Source organism: Phyllobacterium trifolii, from assembly GCF_014192095.1.
In the GTDB taxonomy this organism is placed as follows: Bacteria; Pseudomonadota; Alphaproteobacteria; order Rhizobiales; family Rhizobiaceae; genus Phyllobacterium; species Phyllobacterium trifolii.
Genome location: NZ_JACHXN010000002.1, coordinates 124,393 through 146,394 on the forward strand (window position 1 = coordinate 124,393; position 22,002 = coordinate 146,394).

The following is a 22,002-nucleotide window of genomic DNA, read 5'->3' on the forward strand; positions in this document are numbered from 1 at the left end:
ACTTTCGAGTTGCCAGCAATCCTGCCCCATGACCTGTCTCATGGTAGAATTCATTCCTCACCGGAATGAAAGAAACCGGCGGAACGCAATGCGTATCCGCCGGTTTAATCCGTTATTAGCGGCGCAGGCCGAGCTTTTCGATCAGCGTCTGGTAACGGCCCTGATCAACTTTCTTGAGATAATCAAGAAGGCTGCGGCGCGTCGAGACAAGCTTGAGTAGGCCACGGCGGGAATGGTTATCCTTCTTGTGGTCCTTGAAATGTTCGGTCAAATTGACAATGCGCTCTGTCAGAACGGCAACCTGGACTTCCGGAGAACCGGTATCGCCTGGCTTCGTTGCATATTCAGTGATCACTGCCTGCTTGCGTTCAGCGGTTATCGACATCGTATATCCTTTCATTTGAAGAGGAAAACAGGATGCCCACGGCCGGGATGTCGTCCAGCGGGGGCCGGTTAAAGCGACAGGCAAAGCCATCGCTGCGGGCCGTATAGTCGAAAATGTGACAAATTACCAGCCGCAAATGATTCTGGCCGTTTTAGGCCGTGAACACGCGCTTCGGTTGGAACTGGCCTTTCTCAATAAAGCCGATGGCCAAAAGTTTACCTTTGGCTGTCACGCAGGCTTCGTCGGCTTCGACAGGTGCATCGCGCCCGCGCAGTATCACAGGATTGCCCATGCGAATACGATGCGCCTGATCATCGGAGACGGCTACCTGCGGCAGGCTTTCCAACGCTGCGCCCGTATCGATCAGGAACGCATCCATCACCGAGAAGCGCTCGGCCAGCCGCTCATAGGAGCGATCCTCGCCCTCTTCCTCAGTCGGGACAGGAGGGTGCGCAGCTTCCAGCTCCGCGAGTGTGACGAAATCAGACTCGTCGAACGGTGCAACCTCAATGCGGCGCAGGTCGGAAATGTGGCCATAGCAACCAAGATCGCGGCCCATGTCGCGTGCGAGAGAGCGCACATAAGTGCCCTTCCCGCATTCGACTTCGAAGATCGCCGTCGCGGCATCGGCCTGTTCGATCAATTCCAGTCTGCCAATTTCCACTTCGCGGGAGGGTATCTCGACCTCTTCGCCACCACGGGCGAGATCGTAGGCTCGTTCGCCGGCGATTTTGATGGCGGAGAATTTGGGCGGCGTCTGTTGGATGACACCGACATATTTCGGCAGCAACGCTTTGATTGCAGCTTCGTCCGGACGCAAGTCCGAGGTCAAAGTCACCTCGCCCTCGAGATCATCCGTGGAGCGTTCAGCACCCCAAGTCACTTCAAAGCGATAGATCTTTGTTCCGTCCATGACATAGGGAACCGTCTTTGTCGCTTCACCCAAAGCGATCGGCAGCATGCCGGATGCCAGAGGGTCCAGCGTGCCCGCATGGCCGGCTTTCTCGGCCTTGAACAACCATTTGATCTTGGAGACGGCCTCGGTGGATCCCATGCCCTTCGGCTTGTCGAAGATCAGCCAGCCGGAAACCGGACGGCCCTTTTTCTTGCGCTGCCGTGTCATCTCAGTCGTTACCGTTGCCGTCATGGCCCGGCACGTCGCCCGGATTGGGATCTCCACCGTCGTCATCCTCATCGTCGACGAGGTCGCGGGTGACTTCCGGCTTGCGCAACAGAGCGTCGATCTTGGCGTAATTGTCAAAGCTGGTGTCAATGCGGAACCGGAATTCCGGCATATATTTCATCTGCTTGAGATGAGCCGCGGCCCGGCCGCGAATGAACTTGGCATTCTTGTTAAGGGCGCTGATGACGCCTTCGCTGTCGACGGCACCAACCGGAGATACAAAACAGGTAGCGATTTTCAGATCTGGTGACATTCGCACTTCGGAAATGGCAATCACCGCATTTTCCAGCGTGTCGTCGCGAACATCGCCGCGCGCAAGCACTTGCGAAACCGCATGGCGCACTTGCTCACTGACGCGCAACTGACGTTGAGAAGGGCCTGTTCCTGTAGCAAAGCGAGCCATTAATTACTGTATCCCAAAAATTCGCATCCCAATAAACAATGGATCGCCGGTTTTCATTCCGGCGATCCTATCCTCAGTGATTTGGTCGCTGCCCTTTAGAGCGTGCGGGTCACATGTTCGACGCGGAAAGCTTCGATCGTATCGCCTGCGCGCATATCGTCGTAATTCTCGAACGCCATACCGCATTCCTGGCCGGCCGGGACTTCGGTAACTTCGTCTTTGAAGCGCTTGAGCGTCTTGAGCTTGCCTTCGTGGATGACGACGTTATCGCGGATAAGGCGCACGCCCGCACCACGTTCGACCTTGCCTTCTGTGACACGGCAGCCAGCGACCTTGCCGACCTTGGTGATGTTGAAGACTTCGAGAATTTCCGCATTACCAATAAAGGTTTCACGGCGTTCTGGTGACAGGAGACCCGACATCGCCGCTTTCACATCATCAACGAGGTCGTAAATGATGTTGTAGTAGCGAATTTCGATGCCTTCGCGCTCGGCCAGATCGCGGGCCTGCTTGTTGGCACGCACGTTGAAGCCGATGATCGCTGCGTTGGAGGCCTCAGCGAGGGCGATATCGCTCTCGGTGATGCCGCCAGCACCAGAATGAATGATTCTGGCGCGCACTTCGTCGGTTCCAAGCTTATCCAGGGCGCCGGCAATGGCTTCGATCGAGCCTTGTACGTCGCCCTTGATGAGAAGCGGAAATTCCTTCAGCCCGGTTACCTGCAACTGGCTCATCATCTGTTCAAGCGAACCGCGTGAACCGGCTTGACGTGCCACAACCTTTTCACGGGCGAGACGTGTACGGTATTCGGAAATTTCACGCGCCTTGGCTTCGCTTTCAACGACAGCAAAACGATCACCAGCCTGCGGCGGTCCGCCTAGACCAAGAACCTCGACCGGCATTGCAGGTCCGGCATCCTTGAGATTTTCACCGCGGTCATTGACCAATGCACGAACACGGCCCCACTCGCTGCCCGCGACGATGATATCGCCCGGCCTGAGAGTGCCCTTCTGAACCAGGACAGTAGCAACCGAACCGCGGCCACGATCAAGCTTGGCTTCGATCACGACACCTTCGGCAGTCCGGGTAGGATCGGCTTTAAGGTCGAGAACTTCCGCCTGCAGCAGGATCGTTTCAAGAAGTTTGTCGAGACCGGCACCGGTCTTGGCCGAAACCTCGACGTCCAGTGTTTCACCGCCCATCGATTCCACGAAGACTTCGTGCTGCAGCAGTCCATTACGGACTTTCTGCGGATCAGCAGACGGCTTGTCGATCTTGTTGATCGCGACGATGATCGGAACACCCGCAGCCTTGGCATGGTTGATCGACTCGATCGTCTGCGGCATGACGCTATCATCGGCAGCAACGACCAGAATGGCGATATCGGTTGCCTGCGCACCGCGAGCACGCATGGCCGTAAAGGCCGCGTGGCCCGGCGTATCGATAAACGTGATCCTTTGGCCGTTCTGTTCGACCTGATAGGCACCGATATGCTGGGTAATGCCGCCAGCTTCGCCGGAAACGACATTGGCCTTGCGGATCGCATCGAGCAGCGAAGTCTTGCCGTGGTCGACGTGACCCATGATGGTGACAACCGGCGGACGCGACACAAAGGATGCCGTGTCGTCCTGCACATTGAAGATACCTTCTTCAACGTCGGACTCAGCAACACGGCGGACCGTGTGACCGAATTCTTCGGCAATCAACTGAGCCGTATCGGCGTCGATCAGATCGCCCGGCTTCATCATCTGACCTTCCTTCATCAGGAATTTGATGACGTCGACGGAACGCTCGGCCATACGTTGAGCAAGCTCCTGGATCGTAATCGTCTCCGGCAGGATGACTTCACGCGCGATCTTCTCGCGGGTTTCCTGCTGCATGCCGCGCTTGAATTTTTCCTGGCGGCGGCGCATGGCAGATAGCGAACGGCTGCGACTTTCATCATTGAGCGCAGTGCCCAATGTCAGCTTGCCGCGACGGCGTTCATCTTCACCCTTGACGACCTTTGGCGCCCGGACTTCCGGCTTGGCCGGAGCAGCACTTGTGCCACGGCGCGCACCAGCAGGACCACGACGATCGTCGTCTTCTTCGGCAGCATTCGGCTTGCGCGCCGCTGCCTTCAACGTTGCATCGTCGGCTGTCTTCAACTCGGCAGGCTGGCGCTTGCGGGATTCTTCTTCCGCACGCTGCTTGGCCTCGGCCTCTTTGCGCAGGCGCTCTTCTTCCTCAGCCTGACGGCGGGCAGATGCTTCACGTTCCTGAGCACGCAGTGCGTCATCTTCAGCACGGCGGGCGGCTTCGATGGCTGCCTTGGCGCGATCTTCCGCATCACGGGCCTTGGAACCTTCAAGCGCTTTGCGGCGCGCTTCGAGTTCAGCTGTGGACAGCGTATTAAGCACCATACCGGAACGATCGTTCGGGCGCTGACCAGAAGGACGATACGGCTGTTGGGCGGGGCGCTGCTGGGCTGGCGCAGCGGGACGCGCACTTGTCTGGGGCGCTGGTGCCGGCGCGGCTGGAGCCACCGGACGCGGCGCCGGTGCAGCTGCAGCACTTGGCTGCGGTGCAGCCGGCTGGGGCGCAGGGCGTGCGGGTGCAGCCGCCGGCGTTGGCGCTGGAGTCGCCGCAACAGGAGGCGCAACCTCCGGTTTCTGATCCGGGAGGCTGAACTTGCGCTTCTTTGTTTCAACGACAACAGACTTCGTACGCCCATGGCTGAAGTTCTGACGCACGGTGCTCTGTTCAACGCCAGGCCGCTTCAGGGTCAGGGTCTTCTTATTGACGCCTAGCGTCTTGTCGTCTGTCGATTTTGTATCGCTCATTCCGTTTCCGTTTCCTTCGCGACAGTCGCCGCTTTAGCGTCGGCCACATCCGTGGGGCCATCGCGAAAATGCTGTAGAAGCCAGGCTCGTTTTATGAACCCGGCAGCTGCCTTCCCCTTGAGTACGGCAGCATGTATCACATTTACCCCACCCAATGCCAAATCCATTTCACTGCTTTCAAACAATGAAAGGGCGGGTATTTCAGGTCCGCCCGCATAAACAACCGAACGGCGGGCCTGGTCAAGTTTGCGGACACCATCTTCCGCCGCTTCAAAGGCATGAAGCACGAGTGCAGCGGTGCCATTGCGGATCGCAATATCCACTTTTGCGGCCCCTGTTACCACAACCCCGGCCTTTCGCGCCAACCCAAAACTGCCCAACGCTGATTTTGCGAGCATCCGGTCCACTGCCTGTCCCAGATTATCGGGGGCCGTGACGCTGCTTTTCAATCCGCGCGGAAAGAGTTTTCGCTTGACCGCGTCATCAATGTAGCGCCGTTGGGCTTTCACCCAACAGCCCCGGCCGGGAAGATTGCGCTTCAGATCAGCCACAACCGTGCCATCGGGACCAGCGACAAACCGGATCATGTCATCGACAGAACCGCTTGTCCGCGTGACAATGCACGTTCTGTCGTTCATTTCCGGTTCCACGTCTGGATCGCTCGAAATCAGCCAGCGACCTCTTCTTCTGCCGTTGGTTCAGCTTCGGCAGCAGCAAGATCGTCTTCCGTGATCCATCCGGCTTTCAGGCGTGCGGCAAGAACCATCTGTTCCGCGTCAGCACGGCTAACCTCGAACGACGACAGAATGCCGGGATAATTGATTGTCTCACCATCCTTGCGTTCACGCCAGCCGGTCAGTTCGTCGACCGCATACCCAGCGAAGTCCTCGATTGTCTTGACGCCATCTTCACCGACAGCAACGAGAATAGCGTTGGTCATGCCTGGCAGGTCACGAAGCTCATCCGCAACACCCAGTTCCTTACGGCGGGCATCGCGTTCTTCTTCAATACGGCCAAGATATTCCTGAGCGCGCTGCTGAATTTCAGTTGCCGTATCCTCATCGAAGCCATCGATGGAGGAAATGTCGTCGGCATCCACATACGCGATTTCCTCGACGCTGGCAAAACCTTCGGAGGCAAGAACCTGGCCGACCATCTCGTCGACATCAAGCGCTTCCATGAAGAGGTTCGAACGTTCCACGAATTCCTTCTGGCGGCGCTCGGATTCTTCCTGCTCGGTGAGGATATCGATATCCCAGCCAGTCAACTGCGAAGCCAGACGCACATTCTGCCCGCGACGACCGATTGCAAGTGATAGTTGGTCATCCGGAACCACAACTTCAATACGTTCGGCGTCTTCATCGAGAACAACTTTGGAAACTTCTGCCGGCTGCAGCGCGTTGACGATGAACGAAGCGGGCTCAGGCGACCAGGGAATAATGTCGATCTTTTCGCCTTGGAGCTCACCGACAACCGCCTGAACGCGCGAACCACGCATACCAACGCAGGCACCAACAGGATCGATTGAGGAATCACGGGAGATGACCGCGATCTTGGCGCGTGAGCCTGGATCGCGGGCTACCGACTTGATCTCGATGATGCCATCATAAATTTCCGGCACTTCCATGGTGAAGAGCTTTGCCATGAACTGCGGATGAGTGCGGCTCAGGAAAATCTGCGGGCCTCGCTGTTCGCGGCGTACATCGTAAACATAAGCGCGAACACGATCGCCATAACGGAAAGTTTCGCGGGGGATCAGCTCGTCGCGGCGGACAATGGCTTCGCCACGCCCGAGGTCGACGATCACGTTGCCATATTCAACGCGCTTGACACTGCCGTTGATGATCTCGCCAACGCGATCCTTGTATTCGTCGTACTGGCGGTCACGCTCGGCTTCGCGCACTTTCTGCACGATGACCTGCTTGGCAGATTGCGCAGCGATACGGCCAAAATCCATCGGCGGCAGCTGGTCGGCAAGGAAATCGCCGGGCTGCGCATCCGGATTGCGATCCCGCGCAGCTTCCATGCTGATCTGGGTGACCGGGTCTTCGACATCGTCAACCACCTCAAGCAAGCGCTGAAGCTTGATTTCACCGGTCTTGGCGTTGATATCGGCCCGGATATTGGTTTCCTGGCCATAACGCGAGCGCGCGGCTTTCTGAATGGCATCGGCCATCGCCGCAATCACGATCTCGCGGTCAATCGACTTCTCGCGCGCCACCGCATCGGCGATCTGCAGAAGTTCTAGCCTGTTTGCACTGACTGCCATGTTCTTCTCCTTGAAGTTCCCCTTGGGGTTCATCGCCGCATTGCTTCTGCGGGCGTATGAAATATCAATCCTGTTTTGTCTGTTCCTGCCCGGCCGTCGAAGCTTCCGCCTCATCTGCCTGGCCAGTGCTATCTTCCGGGATCCGGCCTTCGCGCAAATCCTTGTCGTGGCGCAGCGCATCACGAATGAGATCGTCCGTCAGGACAAGCCGTGCATCCGAAATCAGCTCGAACGGGACCTCCACGACTGGTTTGTCGCCATAGCTCGCCTGGTCGCTCTCGACCGTAACACCTTCGACGGAAACCTCGGCTATGCGGCCGCGAAACTTTTTGCGCCCTTCGTGAACGGCTGACGTATCTATCTTGGCGATATGGCCGATCCATTTGGTAAAATCTGCTTTGCGCACCAATGGCCGGTCAATACCCGGTGAGGACACTTCGAGATGATAGTTGCGGTCAATTGGATCCTCTACATCGAGCACCGGTGACAATGTCCGACTGACGAGTTCACAATCCTCGACGGTCATCGTGCCATCGTGGCGCTCGGCCATGATTTGCAGCGTCAAACCGTTGAGACCGGAAAGCCGGGCGCGTACCAACCGAAAGCCGATCGACTGCAGCACCGGTTCAATGATACCGGCAACGCGGGCATCGATACCCGTTTCAGTAATGATCCGCTCTTCCGCACCCTCTATCGGGGCCATTTCCTGTTTCGTATTAGCGTCGTCTGTCACGCAAAGATTTTCCCTGTTTCGGCCTTAAGAAACAAAAAAGAGCGGGACCGGTCTGGACCCACTCCTGTTCTATCGACCAAGAATATGACGCTTATATACCGAAATGGTGCGCGAGTTTCAAGCGCAGAGGTGATTTTCTGCTGAGTTGTGTGCAGACGCCAATCTCGTCATGCGTTTTCGCATGGCTGCCCTGCATTGTTGGACCTAAATTTATCAGCTCATTCATCCTATCTATGCTGCGGTGCAATATAGATTAAGGGATTAAAAAATGTCCAAAACTCAACAGCTTTCAAAGATTGGTAACTTCTTCCGCGCGTTCGGAAGTGCGGTTGCTGTCGCCGAAGCTACTCGACTTGGCCACCAGCCCGTCGCGTCCGACCTTCGTGCGCTCGGCATCGATCCAGTACAGTTCAAATCCATCTACCGGCGCTAATCTCCGGTAGATGGCGTAGCAGACCTTCTCAATCCTCGTTCGCAGCGAGGGCGGCCAGTACTTTACCCTTGCCTCGCGCCCGCAGGACAAGCGGGATGACAACTGCGCATACCGCGAGCAACAGCAGTATCACCGAGATCGGCGAGCCGACAAAGACGGTGAAATCACCCTGACTGATCTGCAGGGCGCGGCGGAAATGTATCTCCGCCATGGGTCCGAGAATGAGACCCACGACCACGGGCGCAATCGGATAGCCAAAAAGCCGCAGGAAATAGCCGAGCAGGCCAAACAGCAGCAACATTCCTAACTCGAATGTCGAGGGATTGGCGCCGATGGTTCCGAGCGTCGCAAAGACCAGGATGCCGGCGTAAAGCCAATGTCTTGGGATGGACAGCAACCGGACCCATAATCCGACCAGCGGCAAATTCAGAACCAGCAACATGAAATTGGCCACGAGCAGGCTGGCGATCAAACCCCAGACCAGCTGCGGGTTGGTTGCAAACAACAGCGGGCCTGGCTGCAGGCCGAACTGCTGGAATCCTGCCAGCATGATGGCCGCGGTCGCGCTCGTCGGAAGACCAAGTGTCAGCAGGGGAACAAGCGTGCCCGCGGCCGATGCATTGTTGGCAGCCTCAGGACCGGCAACGCCTTCAATCGCGCCATGGCCGAATTCTTCAGGCTTTTTCGAGAGCTGCTTCTCCACCGAATAGGACAGGAACGTACCAATCTCGGCACCGCCTGCCGGCATCGCGCCGATCGGGAAACCGATAAATGTCCCCCGAAGCCAAGGTTTCCAGGAGCGTGACCAATCTTCCCTGTTCATCCAGACTGACCCTTTGACGGGCTCGATTTTTCCTTCGCCCGTGCTTTTCGATGCAGCGACACTCAATGTTTCACCAATCGCAAACAGGGCAACGGCAAGCGTTGTAATCTCGACGCCATCGGTCAAATCGGGGATGCCGAAGCCCAGGCGCACCTGTCCCGACAGACCGTCGGCTCCTATCAAACCAAGCGCGAGGCCAATGAACAGTGCAGTCAATCCACGCAAGGTGGAATCGCCAAAAGCTGCCGAAACCGTCATGAAGGCCAACATCATCAGGGCAAAATATTCGGCCTCGCCAAAGGAAAGCGCAAATTTGACGATGGTGGGAGCAATCAGCGCCAGTGCCATGGTCGCGATCAACCCCGCCACGAAGGAACCGATCGCGGCCGTCGCCAGGGCGGGACCACCTCGCCCGGCACGAGCCATCTTGTTGCCTTCGAGCGCAGTGACGATCGATGCGCTCTCTCCTGGCGTGTTCAAAAGAATCGACGTGGTCGACCCGCCATACATGCCGCCATAGTAGATGCCGGCAAACATAATCAGCGAACCTGCAGGATCGAGCTTATAAGTTACCGGCAGCAACAAAGCGACCGTAAGGGCTGGTCCGATGCCGGGCAGAACGCCAACGGCCGTACCCAATGTTACGCCAATGAGCGCATAAAGCAGATTGAACGGCTGGAATGCGACGGCAAAACCATGTGCCAGTAGAGTAAAACTATCCATAGCCGGTCCTTAAATGAGACGTTCAAGCGGTCCAGCCGGTAGGGACAACTGCAGTCCCTTGGCAAAAATGACCCAGATTATAAATGACAAAACAATACCGACTGGAATTGTCATCCAAAGCGGTCCCTTGCCGAAGCCGCGCGCCGTAGCGGCGAAAAGCAGTCCTGTCGCAATGGCAAAGCCCGTTATATGCAATAGCAGCATCTGGGCGACGAGACCGCCTACGATCCAGACAACAGGCTGGATCTGCTGTTCCTCTCGTTCGGGAAAATCACCACGCATAGCCTCAAACGCGGTCCAGATCGCAAGAATAAAAAGACCGCCGGCAATCGTGTAAGGGAAAACTGCCGGACCGATGCGTGTCGCACTGCCGCCAACGGCGGTGGCCGTACTATAGGCAATTATCGCAGCAACAATTGCGATACCAACGGCAATCGCCAGCGCCGCCCGATCGGGGCGGCGCGCTTCGGAACTCGGTGTCTCTTGTGTCATTTCACGAGGCCAATATCTTTCAGGATAGCTGCTGTTGCGTCGGTATCCTTTTTCAACTGAGCTTTGAACTCGTCACCGGCAAGGTAGGTATCAGCCCAGCCCTTGGCTTTTAGCTGTTCCTGCCAGGTTTTCGACTTTGCCAGTTTTTCGACGTCTGCACTGATCGCAGCTTCCTGTTCTGGTGTGATGCCGGGAGGGGCCGCGATCATGCGCCAATTCTGGATAGCAACATCCACCCCGCCCTCCTTGAACGTCGGCGCATCGATGCCTTCAACCTTTGCATCGCTGGAAATGCCAATAATGCGCAGAGCGCCGGACTTGATCTGCGATTCGAATTCGCCGTAACCGGAAATGCCGACCGTAACCTGCCCGCCAAGGAGTGCAGCCAGAGCTTCACCACCACCGGAGAAGGCAACGTAATTGATCTTTGTTGGATCGACGCCAACAGCCTTTGCAATCAGACCAGCTGTGATCTGATCAGTGCCGCCGGCCGAGCCACCGGCCCAGGAAACCGCCCCTGGGTCAGCCTTCAGCTTTTCGACCAGTTCAGCCATCGTCTTGATCGGCGACGCAGCCGGAACAACCACAGCCTCGAACTCACCTGTCAGGCGAGCGATCGGAGTAACCTGATCGAGCGTTACAGGGGATGCGTTCGTCAAAATGGCGCCCACCATGACGTAGCCGCCAACCATGAGCTGCGAAGGATCGCCCTTGGCTGAATTGGCGAATTGCGCAAGGCCAATTGTACCGCCTGCACCTGGCACGTTCACAACCTGAACGCTGCCAGAAATTTTTTCATCCTGCAGTGAACTCTGGATCGTGCGAGCAGTCTGATCCCAACCGCCACCTGGTGCTGCTGGAGCCATGATTTTGTAATCGGCGGCGAAGGCCTGGCCGGACAGCACCATCGCCCCGGCGGCCACACAGGCAAGCAAGATTCTACGCATTCTGGAAATCCCTCCCATGACGGCCATCGCGGCCGCCTGTTTTTGATAAATACTGAAGAAAACGGGAAGATGCCAATGCGTATCAAACCGGATGGCAGATGCCAAAATCCTTGGGTTCGATAACTTTAATGTACGGACAGCCTCCCAGCGGTCTCCTCATCCTTAAAATGATACTAGGAAACTGTCAGGAAGCTGTCACGCGAAATGACGAACTCACCGCGATTGATGTTACAGGCGCGAAAAGGTCAGGTAAGCGCCAATACGGCCTTCGCGATGGGCTTTCTGTTCGTAACGAGTGCCCGGCCAGGCTTCGTAGGGCGTATGCCAGTTGGCGGAAGTCTTCGCCTGCCACTCAAATTGCCCGTGCGCGTGGCAATGTTGCAGCGTCCAGTTCACATAAGTGTCGATGTCGGAAGCAAACCGGAAACGACTCCCGGACTTCAGGACGCGGGCAAAACGGTCGAGATTCTTCTGGCTCACGAAGCGGCGTTTCCAGTGCTTCTTCTTGGGCCATGGATCGGGATAGAACAGATCAATGCCATCCAGGGAGTTGTTCGGCAACCAGTCGAGGACCTGCGTTGCATCATCATCGTAGAGCCGAATGTTCCGTATCGGATCATCATGGAGATCGACAACGAGTTTCGCCATGCTGTTGATGAACGGCTCCACGCCGATGAAACCGGATTTCGGACAACGCCTCGCCTCGTGCAACAGGTGTTCGCCGCCGCCAAAGCCAATTTCCATCCGGACCGTTTCGACCTCCGCAGAAAACAAACTGCGGAGGTCGTCGGGTGCCTGCACACCGATATCAAGCTTGAGCAGGGGCAAGAGCTCATCACGGATGGAGCGCTGCAAAGGACGCAGCGCTTTACCGCTTCTTCTACCGAAGAATGCCTCCGTTGAACGCTCGCGCCGTGCCTCAGTCATAGGATTGCAATGGCCGCTCAAGCGGCCAGAGCTGACTTCAACTGCTTGGCCAGATCGGTCTTCTCCCAGGAGAAAGAGCCGTCGCGACCAGGCTTGCGACCGAAATGGCCATAGGCAGACGTCTTGGCATAAATCGGCTTGTTGAGGTCGAGATGCTTGCGGATGCCGGACGGCGAAAGATCCATAACGGTACGCAGAGCCGCTTCCACTGCGTCCTCCTTCACACTGCCGGTTCCATGCAGATCAACGTAAACCGATAGCGGCTGGGCAACGCCAATCGCATAGGAGAGCTGGATCGTGCAGCGATCGGCAAACCCGGCGGCAACGACGTTCTTCGCCAGATAGCGAGCGGCGTAGGCGGCTGAACGGTCTACCTTGGTCGTGTCCTTGCCGGAGAATGCACCGCCGCCATGTGGCGCGGCGCCACCATACGTGTCAACGATGATCTTGCGGCCCGTCAGACCGGCATCCCCATCGGGCCCGCCGATAACGAACTTGCCGGTAGGGTTGATGTACCAGACACAATCGTCCGCGATCTTCAGATCGCCCATCGCTTCGCGGATATACGGCTCAACGACCTTGCGAACCTTCTTGGAATCCCAGCTGGCATCGAGATGCTGCGTCGACAGCACGATCTGCGTGGCTTCTGCTGCAACGCCGTCGACATATCGCACGGTAACCTGGCTCTTGGCGTCCGGTCCGAGTTTGCCAGCGTCGCCCTCGCCCTTGTGGCGGGCACTTGCCAGAAGTTCCAGAATTTTGTGGGAATAATAGATCGGAGCTGGCATCAGGTCTGGCGTCTCGCGGCAGGCATAGCCGAACATGATGCCTTGATCGCCAGCACCTTCTTCACCCTGGCGGTCGGCAGCGTTGTCGACGCCCTGCGCAATGTCAGCTGATTGCGGATGCAGGAGTACTTCGATTTTTGCGGTCTTCCAGTTAAAACCGTCCTGCTCGTAGCCGATATCGCGGATCGCGCGGCGGGCAGCAGCGCGAAAGCGCGAGGGATTGATGACCGGATGTCCCTTGGCGTCTTTCAGCACAACGCCGTCCTTGTCTTTCTTCAGCAATGTGTCAGGCACACGCACTTCGCCGGCGATCACGACGCGGTTGGTGGTTGCCAGCGTTTCGCAAGCAATGCGCACAGTCCACGGGTCAACGCCCGTTTTCTTTGCCTCTTTGTAGATCATGTCTACGATTTCATCGGAAATGCGGTCACAGACCTTGTCTGGATGACCTTCAGATACGGACTCACTGGTAAAAAGATAAGAACTGCGTGTCACGGGGAACCCCTCTTGAAAGCGAACGAATGCTCAATCAGCAAAGTCTGAATTGGGCAGCGTAGTCTTTGCCAATGTCGAGAGGATCAGTCAATTGCTTTCGTTTTCAAACAAATGGCAGTTTGAGAATTTTTTTCTAAAGCGTGAGAATGCGCTTTCATCTCCGAACACGCATTTCGGCTGATTATTCTTCTTCGTGACCCAATGTACGGACAAGATCGAGAATTTTCCGCCTTATCTTGGCATCACCGATTTTCGCAAATGCACGGGCAAGCTGAATCCCCTCGGAACTGTTAAGGAAGCCGACAACATAGGTGGTCTCGCTCTCCTCCTCGAACCCCTTGGGCTTGTCGGATTGTCCGGGCATGTCGTCGAAGAAAAATGTGACGGGTACATTGAGAATATTGCCAATAGCTTGCAGGCGACTAGCGCCGACCCGGTTCATTCCCTTTTCGTACTTTTGAATTTGCTGAAATGTTATTCCAAGGCTTTCGCCAAGCTTTTCTTGGCTCAATCCAATCATGTTGCGTCGCAACCTAATGCGTGCACCCACGTGTACATCTACTGGGTTTGGTCTCTTCTTATTAGTATCAGTCATAAAAATCTCATTCGTATGAAATGAAGCTTAAAACGAATTTTATCATCAATGTATCAACGGGCCAAATATGGCTTTATTCGATAGGTCCACGTCTAAAATGTCAACCAACCCTCGCTCTATAGCGAAAAAAATAAGCCAGCGTTACAACCAGAACAATGCCAATTACAATCCAGAATTGAAAATGGCGCGCACCTGCACGAATTGGTAGTTCCACTTTCGTTGGAAGAGCGACATCGATCACGCCAACAGCGTTGAGCGCCAATGCATCAATGATTCGGCCATACGGATCTACAACACCAGAAAGCCCGTTGTTGGCAGCCCTTACAAGAGGCAATCCCTGCTCCACAGCGCGCAATTGCGCCTGTCGGAAATGCTGGTAAGGACCCGGAGTGTCTCCATACCAAGCATCGTTCGTGACGTTGACAATGGCGTCGGCACGCGGACCTTCATAGGACATTTCGGCTGGAAAAATCGCTTCGTAACATATGAGGGGCAACGCGGTGAAATTGTCCCTCACGGTAAGCGAACGACGGGTAGCCGCTGCTGTGAAGCCGCCAGGAAGCTCGATAACTTCGCTGATGCCAAACCTGCGCAGAATATTCTCCAGCGGCACATATTCTCCAAAAGGAACGAGATGGACCTTGTCGGCCGCTCCCGTAATTTCTCCCTCGGCGTCGATTGAATATATTGAATTGTAGTAAAGCGGCGCATCACTGCCGCCGGGCTCTTCCATCCGAATGGCGCCAGCTAACAAAACCTGATCATCCGTCAGGATGTCGGCAATGCTCTTCAGTGCTTCCGGCGTTTTTGTCAAAATATAAGGAACCGCCGTTTCCGGCCAAACGATGAGCTGCGGCTTGGGCTTACCGTCCTGGGGTACTTCACCGGTCATGGCGAGGTATTTATCCATTATGCCCCGCCGTGCGTCGGCATCCCATTTGAGATCCTGCGCGATCGATGGTTGAACCACACGCACTTGCAGCCCTTTGGCTTCGACCTTTGCATTGTTGAGACGATAGACGCCGAATCCAACGTGGGCGGATATCAGGACAAGGGCGAGAACAATACCTGTTTTCAGGCCGCGCCGGTCCGCTAGCAACGCAGGAGTGGAAAAAACGACCACGGCCAAGGCATTCATCGCCAGCAGCCCCACGATGACTGATGATTGCATCAAAACCGGCACCGGCATAGCCGCGTAGCCTATGGCGTTCCAGGGAAAGCCCGTCAGAACGAATGATCGCAGCCATTCGGCAATTCCAAAGCCAAAGGACAGCGCGAATATTCGGCCAAGACCATCGCTCCACAAGAGCCGCGCAAGCGCCGCAGCAAGGGCATAAAAGATGGCAAGGAAAGCAGGAAGTCCGAGAATGGCGAAAGGTATGGCCCAGGCGAAATTGGCGGCGTCGACAAGCAAAGCATTGCCGATCCACCAAAGCCCGAATACGAAATAGCCAAAGCCGAACCACCAGCCCACCATCGCGGCCGGTAGCAAGCGGCGGATCGGCCCAGCGCCAGCATTATCGACGGCCCCATCAATAAGCCAGACAAGAACCGGGAACGATATGAAACAAACGGCAAAGAAATCATAGGGCGGAAGCGCAAAGCTTGCGAGCGCGCCCATAAAGAACGCCAGCGCAACCCGCCTCCAGCCCGACAGAAGAATGATTTTCCCCGCCAACCGCTGCACTACGCCCGTCTCTTTTTCAGCTCGGGATATTGTAACATTCACAGGCGCGACACGAGTAAAATGATCATTGGCCATGATCCGACGGCTGATCCGCAGGATCTTCTTGCTTGACAGGGCGGGTTGGCCGGCGTTCCGCCGTGTGGCGGAGAGGCACAATACGTACCTTGCGAATGCGTCGGGGGTCAGCTTCCAACACGTGAAACTCATACCCAGGGACCGCCTGCACCATCTCGCCCCGTACCGGAATACGGCCGAGAATCGAGAAGATCAGCCCGCCGACGGTATCGACATCCTCGCCGTGTTCACCGATGACGAATCCAGCTCCGATCTTTTCGGAAACCTCATCGAGATCGGCGCGAGCATCGGCAATGAAAACGCCTTCCGGATCTTCAACGAGCATCACTTCATCGTCGTCATGCTCGTCTTCAATATTACCGACCACCATCTCGACGATGTCTTCCAGTGAAACCAGACCGTCGGTTCCGCCATACTCGTCAATAACAAGAGCAATCTGGATGCGTTGTGCCTGCATTCGGCCCATCAGATCGTTGGCTAGCATCGATGGCGGCACGAAAAGAACCGGCCGCATGAGGCTTAAATCGGCGATCGTCTTGGTGAGATCGACATTGGAAAGGTTGAACTTTGCTGCAACGGGCGTTTTTGGTGCGCGCGCAACGCTCCTGCGCGGGGTTTTAACGCGTGAAATATTGGTGATGTGATTAACCACATCCCGTATGTGGACCATGCCCCGAGGGTCGTCGAGTGTTTCCGCGAATACTGGCATACGTGAATGGCCCGACTCCTCAAAAACCTTGAGAAGGTCGCCAAGTGTCGTGGAAATCTCTACGGCTTCGATATCAGAGCGCGGGATCATGACATCCTCGACCCGCAACTCCCGCAGGCGCAGGATGTTGTGCAGCATGGCGCGCTCTTCGGGCGAAAACGCCGTGTCTCCATGTTGGCTTTCGGCCAGGGCCGCGTCCAGATCTTCCCTGAGAGACGTACCGGGGCGAGCCCGCAGAAATGGAAATATGGTGGAAAGAAGCGAGCGCTTTTCTGGACCTTGCGCTCTGGTACTACTCTGCCCTTCGGCATCACTCTCCTGCCCCGACATTCCCCTTGCGGGAGCGGCGGCAGAATCGTTCTGGTGTGACGTGTCAGACATGGTCCTCAATCGAATTGATCGTCAATGACGGATAGCGCATATGGGTCGGGGATGGCAAGACGTTCAAGGGCTTTGCGTTCAAGTCCTTCCATCTCCTCCGCTTGCGTCTCGCTAAGATGATCATAACCGAGCAAATGCAGAAATCCATGAACGATGAGATGGCTGACGTGGTGATCGAAAGGCTTGCCTTCAGCCACAGCTTCGCGCGCCACTGTTTCATGCGCGATGACAATATCGCCGAGCATTGGCCCAGGCTTCTGACCAGGCTTTAGCGCAGAAGCTGGAAACGACAGGACGTTGGTGGGCTTGTCCTTGTCACGCCAGTCATTGTTGAGTTCCTTGATCGTGGCATCCTCGGTGAAGACCAGACTGAGTTCGCTTGTGGGTTGTTCCCCTCGCTGAAGCGTTTGCCACGCGGCAGCAATGGCGTTGGTCGCCAGATCGCGTAACACGGATTCGTCGCCCCAGTCGTCCGTTTCAACCAGTATGTCGATATCGATCAAGACAGTATCGCCAAGCGTCAGGGCTTGGCGCCTTCCTTGTCATAGGCGCGGACAATTGCAGCAACTAGCGGATGCCGTACAACATCTACATCAGTAAAGCGCACGGTGACGATCCCGCTGACGCCGTCAAGAATTCTCAGCGCCTCCACCAATCCGGATTTCTGGCCCGGAGGCAAATCGATCTGGCTCGGATCACCGGTGATGATCATTCGGCCGTTTTCACCCAAACGAGTCAGAAACATCTTCATCTGCATGGCAGTCGTGTTCTGCGCCTCATCGAGAATGATTGCCGAATGGGCGAGCGTGCGGCCGCGCATGAAGGCGAGCGGCGCTATTTCGATTACGCCAGCAGCAATCGCCCGCTCCACCTTGTCGGCGGGCATCATGTCGTAAAGCGCATCGTAGAGCGGTCGCAGGTAGGGATCGACCTTTTCCTTCATGTCGCCCGGCAGGAAGCCAAGTCGTTCGCCGGCCTCCACGGCTGGACGCGACAGAATAATCCGATCGACAAGCCCGCGCTCCAGCAGCATGGCTGCGTGCGCGACTGCAAGATAAGTCTTGCCAGTACCTGCAGGCCCGACACCGAACACCATTTCCGAGCGATCGAGCGCCCGCATATAGGCATCCTGAGTCGGCGTACGAGCAAAGATCGTCTTTTTGCGGGTCGATATCTGGGCTGCAGCCATCTTGCTTTTGTTTTCCATCGTCGGGAGCGTCAACTGGTCATCGGCGGCGATTGCCATGCGCAATGCGCCATCGACATCGGACGCGGAGATGTCATGGCCTTTCTGCAGAAGTTCATAGAGCTGATCGAGCGTCCTGCGTGCCTGTTCCGTTGCGCCAGGCTCACCCCGAATGGCAAGCTGATTACCTTTTGAGCGAACATCGACACCGAGCTTCTGCTCGATGCGGGCGAGATTTTCATCGAACTGGCCGAACAGCGCACTCGCCAGCCGGTTATTATCAAATGTCAGTACGATATGCGCCAGATCTGAAGCTCCATGGGGGGCTCCCGAGGGAGCGGGTTTCAGTTTTTCGGTGGCGTTCAAACGGCTCTCCTGAATATGTGTTCAGCCTTTTATATAGTCCCATTGCTCGCTGAGTTCATCTCCCGAATGCCAATCAGACTGTTGGTACCCGTGTCGATGATTCGTACGTTGATAATGTCGCCGATTCTTGCCCCGTGTACATCGATAATTACAGGTTGTAACCAGGGAGATCTTCCGACCATCTGGCCAGGTACTCTGCCAGGCTTTTCGATCAGCACATCCATGCTCTTTCCAACAAGGCTGCGCTGGAACGCATACTGCTGCTCGCTGAGCAAGGCCTGCAGGCGCTGGAGTCTCTCATCCTTCACCGCTTCATCAATATGGCCGGTCATATCAGCACCGGGCGTGCCGGGACGCGGCGAGTATTTGAACGAATAGGCTGCAGCATATGTAGCATCGCGCACGATCTGCATCGTCGCCTCGAAGTCTTCTTTCGTCTCGCCCGGAAATCCCACAATGAAGTCACCGGACAGGGCGATATCGGAACGGGCAGCGCGAATGCGCTCGATCAAACGCAAATAGTCGGCGCTTGTGTGCTTGCGATTCATGGCTTTCAGGATGCGATCGGAACCGGACTGAACGGGCAAATGCAGATAAGGCATCAGCATATCAAGATCGCGATGCGCGTTGATCAATGTATCATCCATATCGCGCGGATGACTGGTGACGTAACGAAGCCGCGCGATGCCAGGGACTTCGGCCAAACGGTAGAGCAGTTTGCCCAAGCCCCATTCGCGTCCGTCCGGACCCTCGCCGTGCCAGGCATTCACGTTCTGACCGAGCAGGGTCAGTTCACGCACGCCCGCATCGGCAAGCTTTTCGGCTTCTTTCAGAATTTGTGCGACGGGACGGGAAACTTCCGAACCACGGGTATAGGGAACCACGCAGAAGGTGCAGAATTTGTCGCAGCCTTCCTGCACGGTCAAAAAAGCCGTCACTCCACGGCTTCTTGTTTGCTCTTTTGCAGGCGCAGGCAGATGCTCGAACTTGTCTTCTATCGCATATTCGGTCTCGACGACACGCTCGCCTTGGCGAACGCGGGCCAACGCCTGGGGCAGACGATGATACGTCTGGGGACCGACGACGAGATCCACCACCGGCGCTCGGCGCGTGATCTCATCACCTTCTGCTTGCGCAACGCAGCCAGCAACACCGACAGTCAGTTCACGACCATCTTTTGCCCGCGCATCCTTCATCTTGCGTAGCCGGCCCAGTGCTGAATAAAGCTTTTCGGAAGCCTTTTCACGAATATGGCAGGTGTTGATCAGCACGAGATCTGCGTCGTCAGCAGTATCGGTCGGACTATAGCCCTCGGCGGCGAGGCTGTCGGTCATCCGCTGGCTGTCATAGACATTCATCTGACAGCCATAGGTCTTCACATAGACCTTGCGCGTGTTCACGAGCGCCGGCGAATGCGGCGCGGTGCCGGAAGCTTCCCCCGGCTCAGTTTTGATGTTCATGTCGTCCATTTGCAGGCTTCTAAAGCTTTTTGGCGTCGTTGAGAATAGCTGAGTCGCTTTCGGTGTCCGGATTGACAAAATCACGTCCCATCACCGAAGAGCGTACCATTGCGCGGACCCGCTCTTCCATCGTCCGTGCTAAAGCCTTGCGGTCACTTTTCCTGTCGATGACGACTGGTTCACCAAACCAGACATCGACGTCGATAGCGCCATCTTTGAGAAGACCAATCAAACTTGGGCCGAGGGGTACATCACCCGGCCAGGCAACAAGCGGTCTATGCGACCGCCCCATTGGTATGCCATGAACTCGTGTATAGGCGATCGCCACCGGTTGTACCGTAACCGTTTCAGCACCCGCATCGCGAATTGCCACCTGTGCGGCGCCAAAGAGAGATGTCTTGAATGGAAGGACGTGGTTGCCGTCGGAGGTTGTTCCCTCGGCAAACAACATCATGGCGTCGCCTCCAGCGAGCCGGGTTGCGATTTCACTGGCTTGATGATGCGTCTTGCCGCGTTTTTCCCGTTCGATGAAGACCGTGCGTTGCAGCTTGGCCAGCAAGCCAAACAGCGGCCAGTTCGCCACTTCCGCCTTGGCGATAAAAGCCATCTCGTGCAATGAGCCGAGGATGACGATGTCCGTCCACGAGGAATGATTTGCCGTCAACAGAAGGGGCCGTCCCTTTGCCATCTCGCCATGGATATGAACTCGAAAACCAAGGAGACGTCGCACGATCCGATGAAACAAGATTGGCGTCGTGGTACGCGGTCGCCACCCGGTTTTCAAAAACAGGAACTGCAGGGGCACCAGGAGTACTATAACGAGAACAAACGCCGTCGCCGTCACCAGAAAACGCAACCACGCGATCATTCAGCGGCTCTTTTTCAAATCGCGGCGCATCGTCAAGGCTGCCGAGCGTCCTGCAGCCGTTTCATAGTAGGCCGGCCGCTTTCCAACCTGCTTGAAACCAAGCCTGCGATAAAGTGCAAGTGCCGGTATGTTGAGCTCATCGACCTCGAGAAACAGCATAGTTGCGCGCGCATTGTGAAGATAACGGAGCGCTGCATCCATCAAAGCGTGGCCAAGACCCTTACGCTGTGACTGGGGTGCAACGGCGATAGTCAGGATTTCTGCTTCGTCCAACACGAGACGCGCCAAAACGAACCCGCCCGGTTGCGCTTTTCGGTTCCCCTCCTCCCGAGCGATAAACCCGAAAACCTTGTCGTCGACGATAAGTGCATGAAACTCCTCGTCGCTCCACGGTTGCCGAAATGTCCTCTCATGGATCTTGGCCAGATGTGGCGCATCCTCCGGAAGAACCGGCTCAATCACAAAGGATTGCGATCGCATGGTGTCGAATGGAAAGCCGATCATTCGACGATCTTCCTTTTCAGAACAAAACCCTGCTGCTGCTTGACATCAAGACCACGCAGATAAAGCGGCCTTGGCGCTTCGCCGTCGTCCCTCCGCAATGCGCCAAGCCGCGCGAAGGCTTCTATGCTTCCTGTCGCTGTGTTTGCGGCAATGTCGAGAGGGCGACCAAGCTCTTTTTCGATTAGAATTGCACCCGAACCCGCGAGCACGTGTTCCCTGCCTCGTTCTTCCAATTGTTTCACAATCAAGGGCAATGTCGTCACCATAGGCTCCGATGTCGCTGATCCATTCTCACCAAAGAATTGAGCATAAAGCTCGTCATGCCGTGCATCGATGATCGAAAGGATTGGCCTATGCGAAAATTGCTTGGCAGCATCGTAAGCGAGTGCCTGAAGGGTGCTGATACCAACTGCCGGGCATTTCAGTGCAAAGGCAAACCCCCGGGCTGTCGAGACGCCGACGCGGACGCCGGTAAACGAACCGGGTCCGATGCTGACAGCTATCTTGCCAATATCCGTGATGGAAATTCGGGCCGTAGCAGCCACCTGCTCGATCGCGGTCATCAATCGCTCTGCATGCCCTTTGCCGATATCTTCGCTGGACGCTGCCAGTATAGTTCCGCTTTCAACGTCGAGAACGGCGACGGAGCAGAGATTGGCAGCGGTATCGAGCGCAAGCAGTTTCATGGGCCTCGCCTAAACAAGAATCAGCCAGCACACAAGTGGGCGGATGTGGCCGTTCGGATATA

The 22,002-nt window shown here is 56.2% G+C and carries 22 protein-coding genes; 1 reads left to right on the forward strand and 21 read right to left on the reverse strand.

Going from position 1 to position 22,002, the window contains the following annotated elements:
* Positions 1–115: 115 nt before the first annotated feature.
* The 7 genes from rpsO to rimP form a co-directional block, all read right to left on the reverse strand.
* Entirely contained in the window at positions 116–475 is a 360-nt protein-coding gene (rpsO, locus tag FHS21_RS03570) for a 30S ribosomal protein S15 (RefSeq protein ID WP_112526586.1), read from the reverse strand.
* Between the two features lie 61 nt (positions 476–536).
* Positions 537–1,508: a tRNA pseudouridine(55) synthase TruB gene (gene truB, locus FHS21_RS03575; protein ID WP_112526830.1), complete on the reverse strand. Its 972-nt coding sequence runs from the start codon at positions 1,506–1,508 to the stop codon at positions 537–539.
* Position 1,509: 1 nt separating this feature from the next.
* Complete coding sequence (gene rbfA, locus FHS21_RS03580; RefSeq protein ID WP_112526588.1) at positions 1,510–1,971, reverse strand: 30S ribosome-binding factor RbfA; 462 nt, start codon at positions 1,969–1,971, stop codon at positions 1,510–1,512.
* Between the two features lie 95 nt (positions 1,972–2,066).
* Entirely contained in the window at positions 2,067–4,793 is a 2,727-nt protein-coding gene (gene infB, locus FHS21_RS03585; protein ID WP_112551067.1) for a translation initiation factor IF-2, read from the reverse strand.
* Positions 4,790–5,443: an RNA-binding protein gene (locus FHS21_RS03590; protein ID WP_112526592.1), complete on the reverse strand. Its 654-nt coding sequence runs from the start codon at positions 5,441–5,443 to the stop codon at positions 4,790–4,792. Before FHS21_RS03590 ends, infB begins: the two co-directional genes overlap by 4 nt.
* A 17-nt stretch (positions 5,444–5,460) precedes the next feature.
* A complete protein-coding gene (gene nusA, locus FHS21_RS03595) occupies positions 5,461–7,062 on the reverse strand; it encodes a transcription termination factor NusA (RefSeq protein ID WP_112526594.1) in 1,602 nt (533 codons plus the stop codon).
* Positions 7,063–7,126: 64 nt separating this feature from the next.
* Positions 7,127–7,765: a ribosome maturation factor RimP gene (rimP, locus tag FHS21_RS03600; protein WP_112526832.1), complete on the reverse strand. Its 639-nt coding sequence runs from the start codon at positions 7,763–7,765 to the stop codon at positions 7,127–7,129.
* A 298-nt stretch (positions 7,766–8,063) separates the two neighbouring features.
* Here rimP and FHS21_RS03605 point away from each other — a divergent pair, with 298 nt between their 5' ends.
* Positions 8,064–8,228 (forward strand): hypothetical protein, encoded by a 165-nt coding sequence (locus FHS21_RS03605; protein WP_181872304.1) that lies wholly within the window; start codon positions 8,064–8,066, stop codon positions 8,226–8,228.
* Between the two features lie 28 nt (positions 8,229–8,256).
* Here the strand turns inward: FHS21_RS03605 and FHS21_RS03610 are convergent, their stop codons facing one another.
* From FHS21_RS03610 to tsaB, 14 genes are all read right to left on the reverse strand, one after another.
* Complete coding sequence (locus tag FHS21_RS03610) at positions 8,257–9,774, reverse strand: tripartite tricarboxylate transporter permease (protein WP_112526596.1); 1,518 nt, start codon at positions 9,772–9,774, stop codon at positions 8,257–8,259.
* A gap of 9 nt (positions 9,775–9,783) precedes the next feature.
* Complete coding sequence (locus tag FHS21_RS03615; protein ID WP_112526598.1) at positions 9,784–10,266, reverse strand: tripartite tricarboxylate transporter TctB family protein; 483 nt, start codon at positions 10,264–10,266, stop codon at positions 9,784–9,786.
* Entirely contained in the window at positions 10,263–11,213 is a 951-nt protein-coding gene (locus tag FHS21_RS03620) for a Bug family tripartite tricarboxylate transporter substrate binding protein (RefSeq protein ID WP_112526834.1), read from the reverse strand. The genes FHS21_RS03615 and FHS21_RS03620 overlap by 4 nt, the downstream gene beginning before the upstream one ends.
* Before the next feature lie 228 nt (positions 11,214–11,441).
* Positions 11,442–12,140: a tRNA (guanine(46)-N(7))-methyltransferase TrmB gene (trmB, locus tag FHS21_RS03625; RefSeq protein WP_112526600.1), complete on the reverse strand. Its 699-nt coding sequence runs from the start codon at positions 12,138–12,140 to the stop codon at positions 11,442–11,444.
* A gap of 17 nt (positions 12,141–12,157) precedes the next feature.
* Positions 12,158–13,423, reverse strand: a complete 1,266-nt coding sequence (metK, locus tag FHS21_RS03630; protein ID WP_112526602.1) for a methionine adenosyltransferase — start codon at positions 13,421–13,423, stop codon at positions 12,158–12,160.
* A 181-nt stretch (positions 13,424–13,604) separates the two neighbouring features.
* Entirely contained in the window at positions 13,605–14,018 is a 414-nt protein-coding gene (locus FHS21_RS03635; RefSeq protein WP_112526604.1) for a helix-turn-helix domain-containing protein, read from the reverse strand.
* Positions 14,019–14,118: 100 nt separating this feature from the next.
* Positions 14,119–15,705 carry an apolipoprotein N-acyltransferase gene (gene lnt, locus FHS21_RS03640; protein ID WP_376772063.1) on the reverse strand — a complete coding sequence of 529 codons (1,587 nt, stop codon included), beginning with the start codon at positions 15,703–15,705 and terminating at the stop codon, positions 14,119–14,121.
* 64 nt (positions 15,706–15,769) lie between these two features.
* Positions 15,770–16,870, reverse strand: coding sequence for a hemolysin family protein (locus FHS21_RS03645; RefSeq protein WP_112526608.1), 1,101 nt, complete (start codon positions 16,868–16,870; stop codon positions 15,770–15,772).
* Between the two features lie 5 nt (positions 16,871–16,875).
* A complete protein-coding gene (gene ybeY, locus FHS21_RS03650; RefSeq protein WP_162701832.1) occupies positions 16,876–17,373 on the reverse strand; it encodes an rRNA maturation RNase YbeY in 498 nt (165 codons plus the stop codon).
* Between the two features lie 17 nt (positions 17,374–17,390).
* The gene (locus tag FHS21_RS03655) at positions 17,391–18,422 is read right to left on the reverse strand and encodes a PhoH family protein (protein WP_183660991.1); all 1,032 of its coding nucleotides are present in this window, start codon (positions 18,420–18,422) and stop codon (positions 17,391–17,393) included.
* Positions 18,423–18,451: 29 nt separating this feature from the next.
* A complete protein-coding gene (gene miaB, locus FHS21_RS03660; protein WP_376772058.1) occupies positions 18,452–19,891 on the reverse strand; it encodes a tRNA (N6-isopentenyl adenosine(37)-C2)-methylthiotransferase MiaB in 1,440 nt (479 codons plus the stop codon).
* Between the two features lie 10 nt (positions 19,892–19,901).
* On the reverse strand, positions 19,902–20,750 hold the full coding sequence (gene olsA, locus FHS21_RS03665; RefSeq protein WP_183660993.1) for a lyso-ornithine lipid O-acyltransferase: 849 nt from the start codon (positions 20,748–20,750) through the stop codon (positions 19,902–19,904).
* Entirely contained in the window at positions 20,751–21,254 is a 504-nt protein-coding gene (gene rimI / locus FHS21_RS03670) for a ribosomal protein S18-alanine N-acetyltransferase (protein WP_183660995.1), read from the reverse strand.
* Complete coding sequence (gene tsaB / locus FHS21_RS03675) at positions 21,251–21,940, reverse strand: tRNA (adenosine(37)-N6)-threonylcarbamoyltransferase complex dimerization subunit type 1 TsaB (protein ID WP_183660998.1); 690 nt, start codon at positions 21,938–21,940, stop codon at positions 21,251–21,253. The genes rimI and tsaB overlap by 4 nt, the downstream gene beginning before the upstream one ends.
* Between the last annotated feature and the right edge of the window lie 62 nt (positions 21,941–22,002).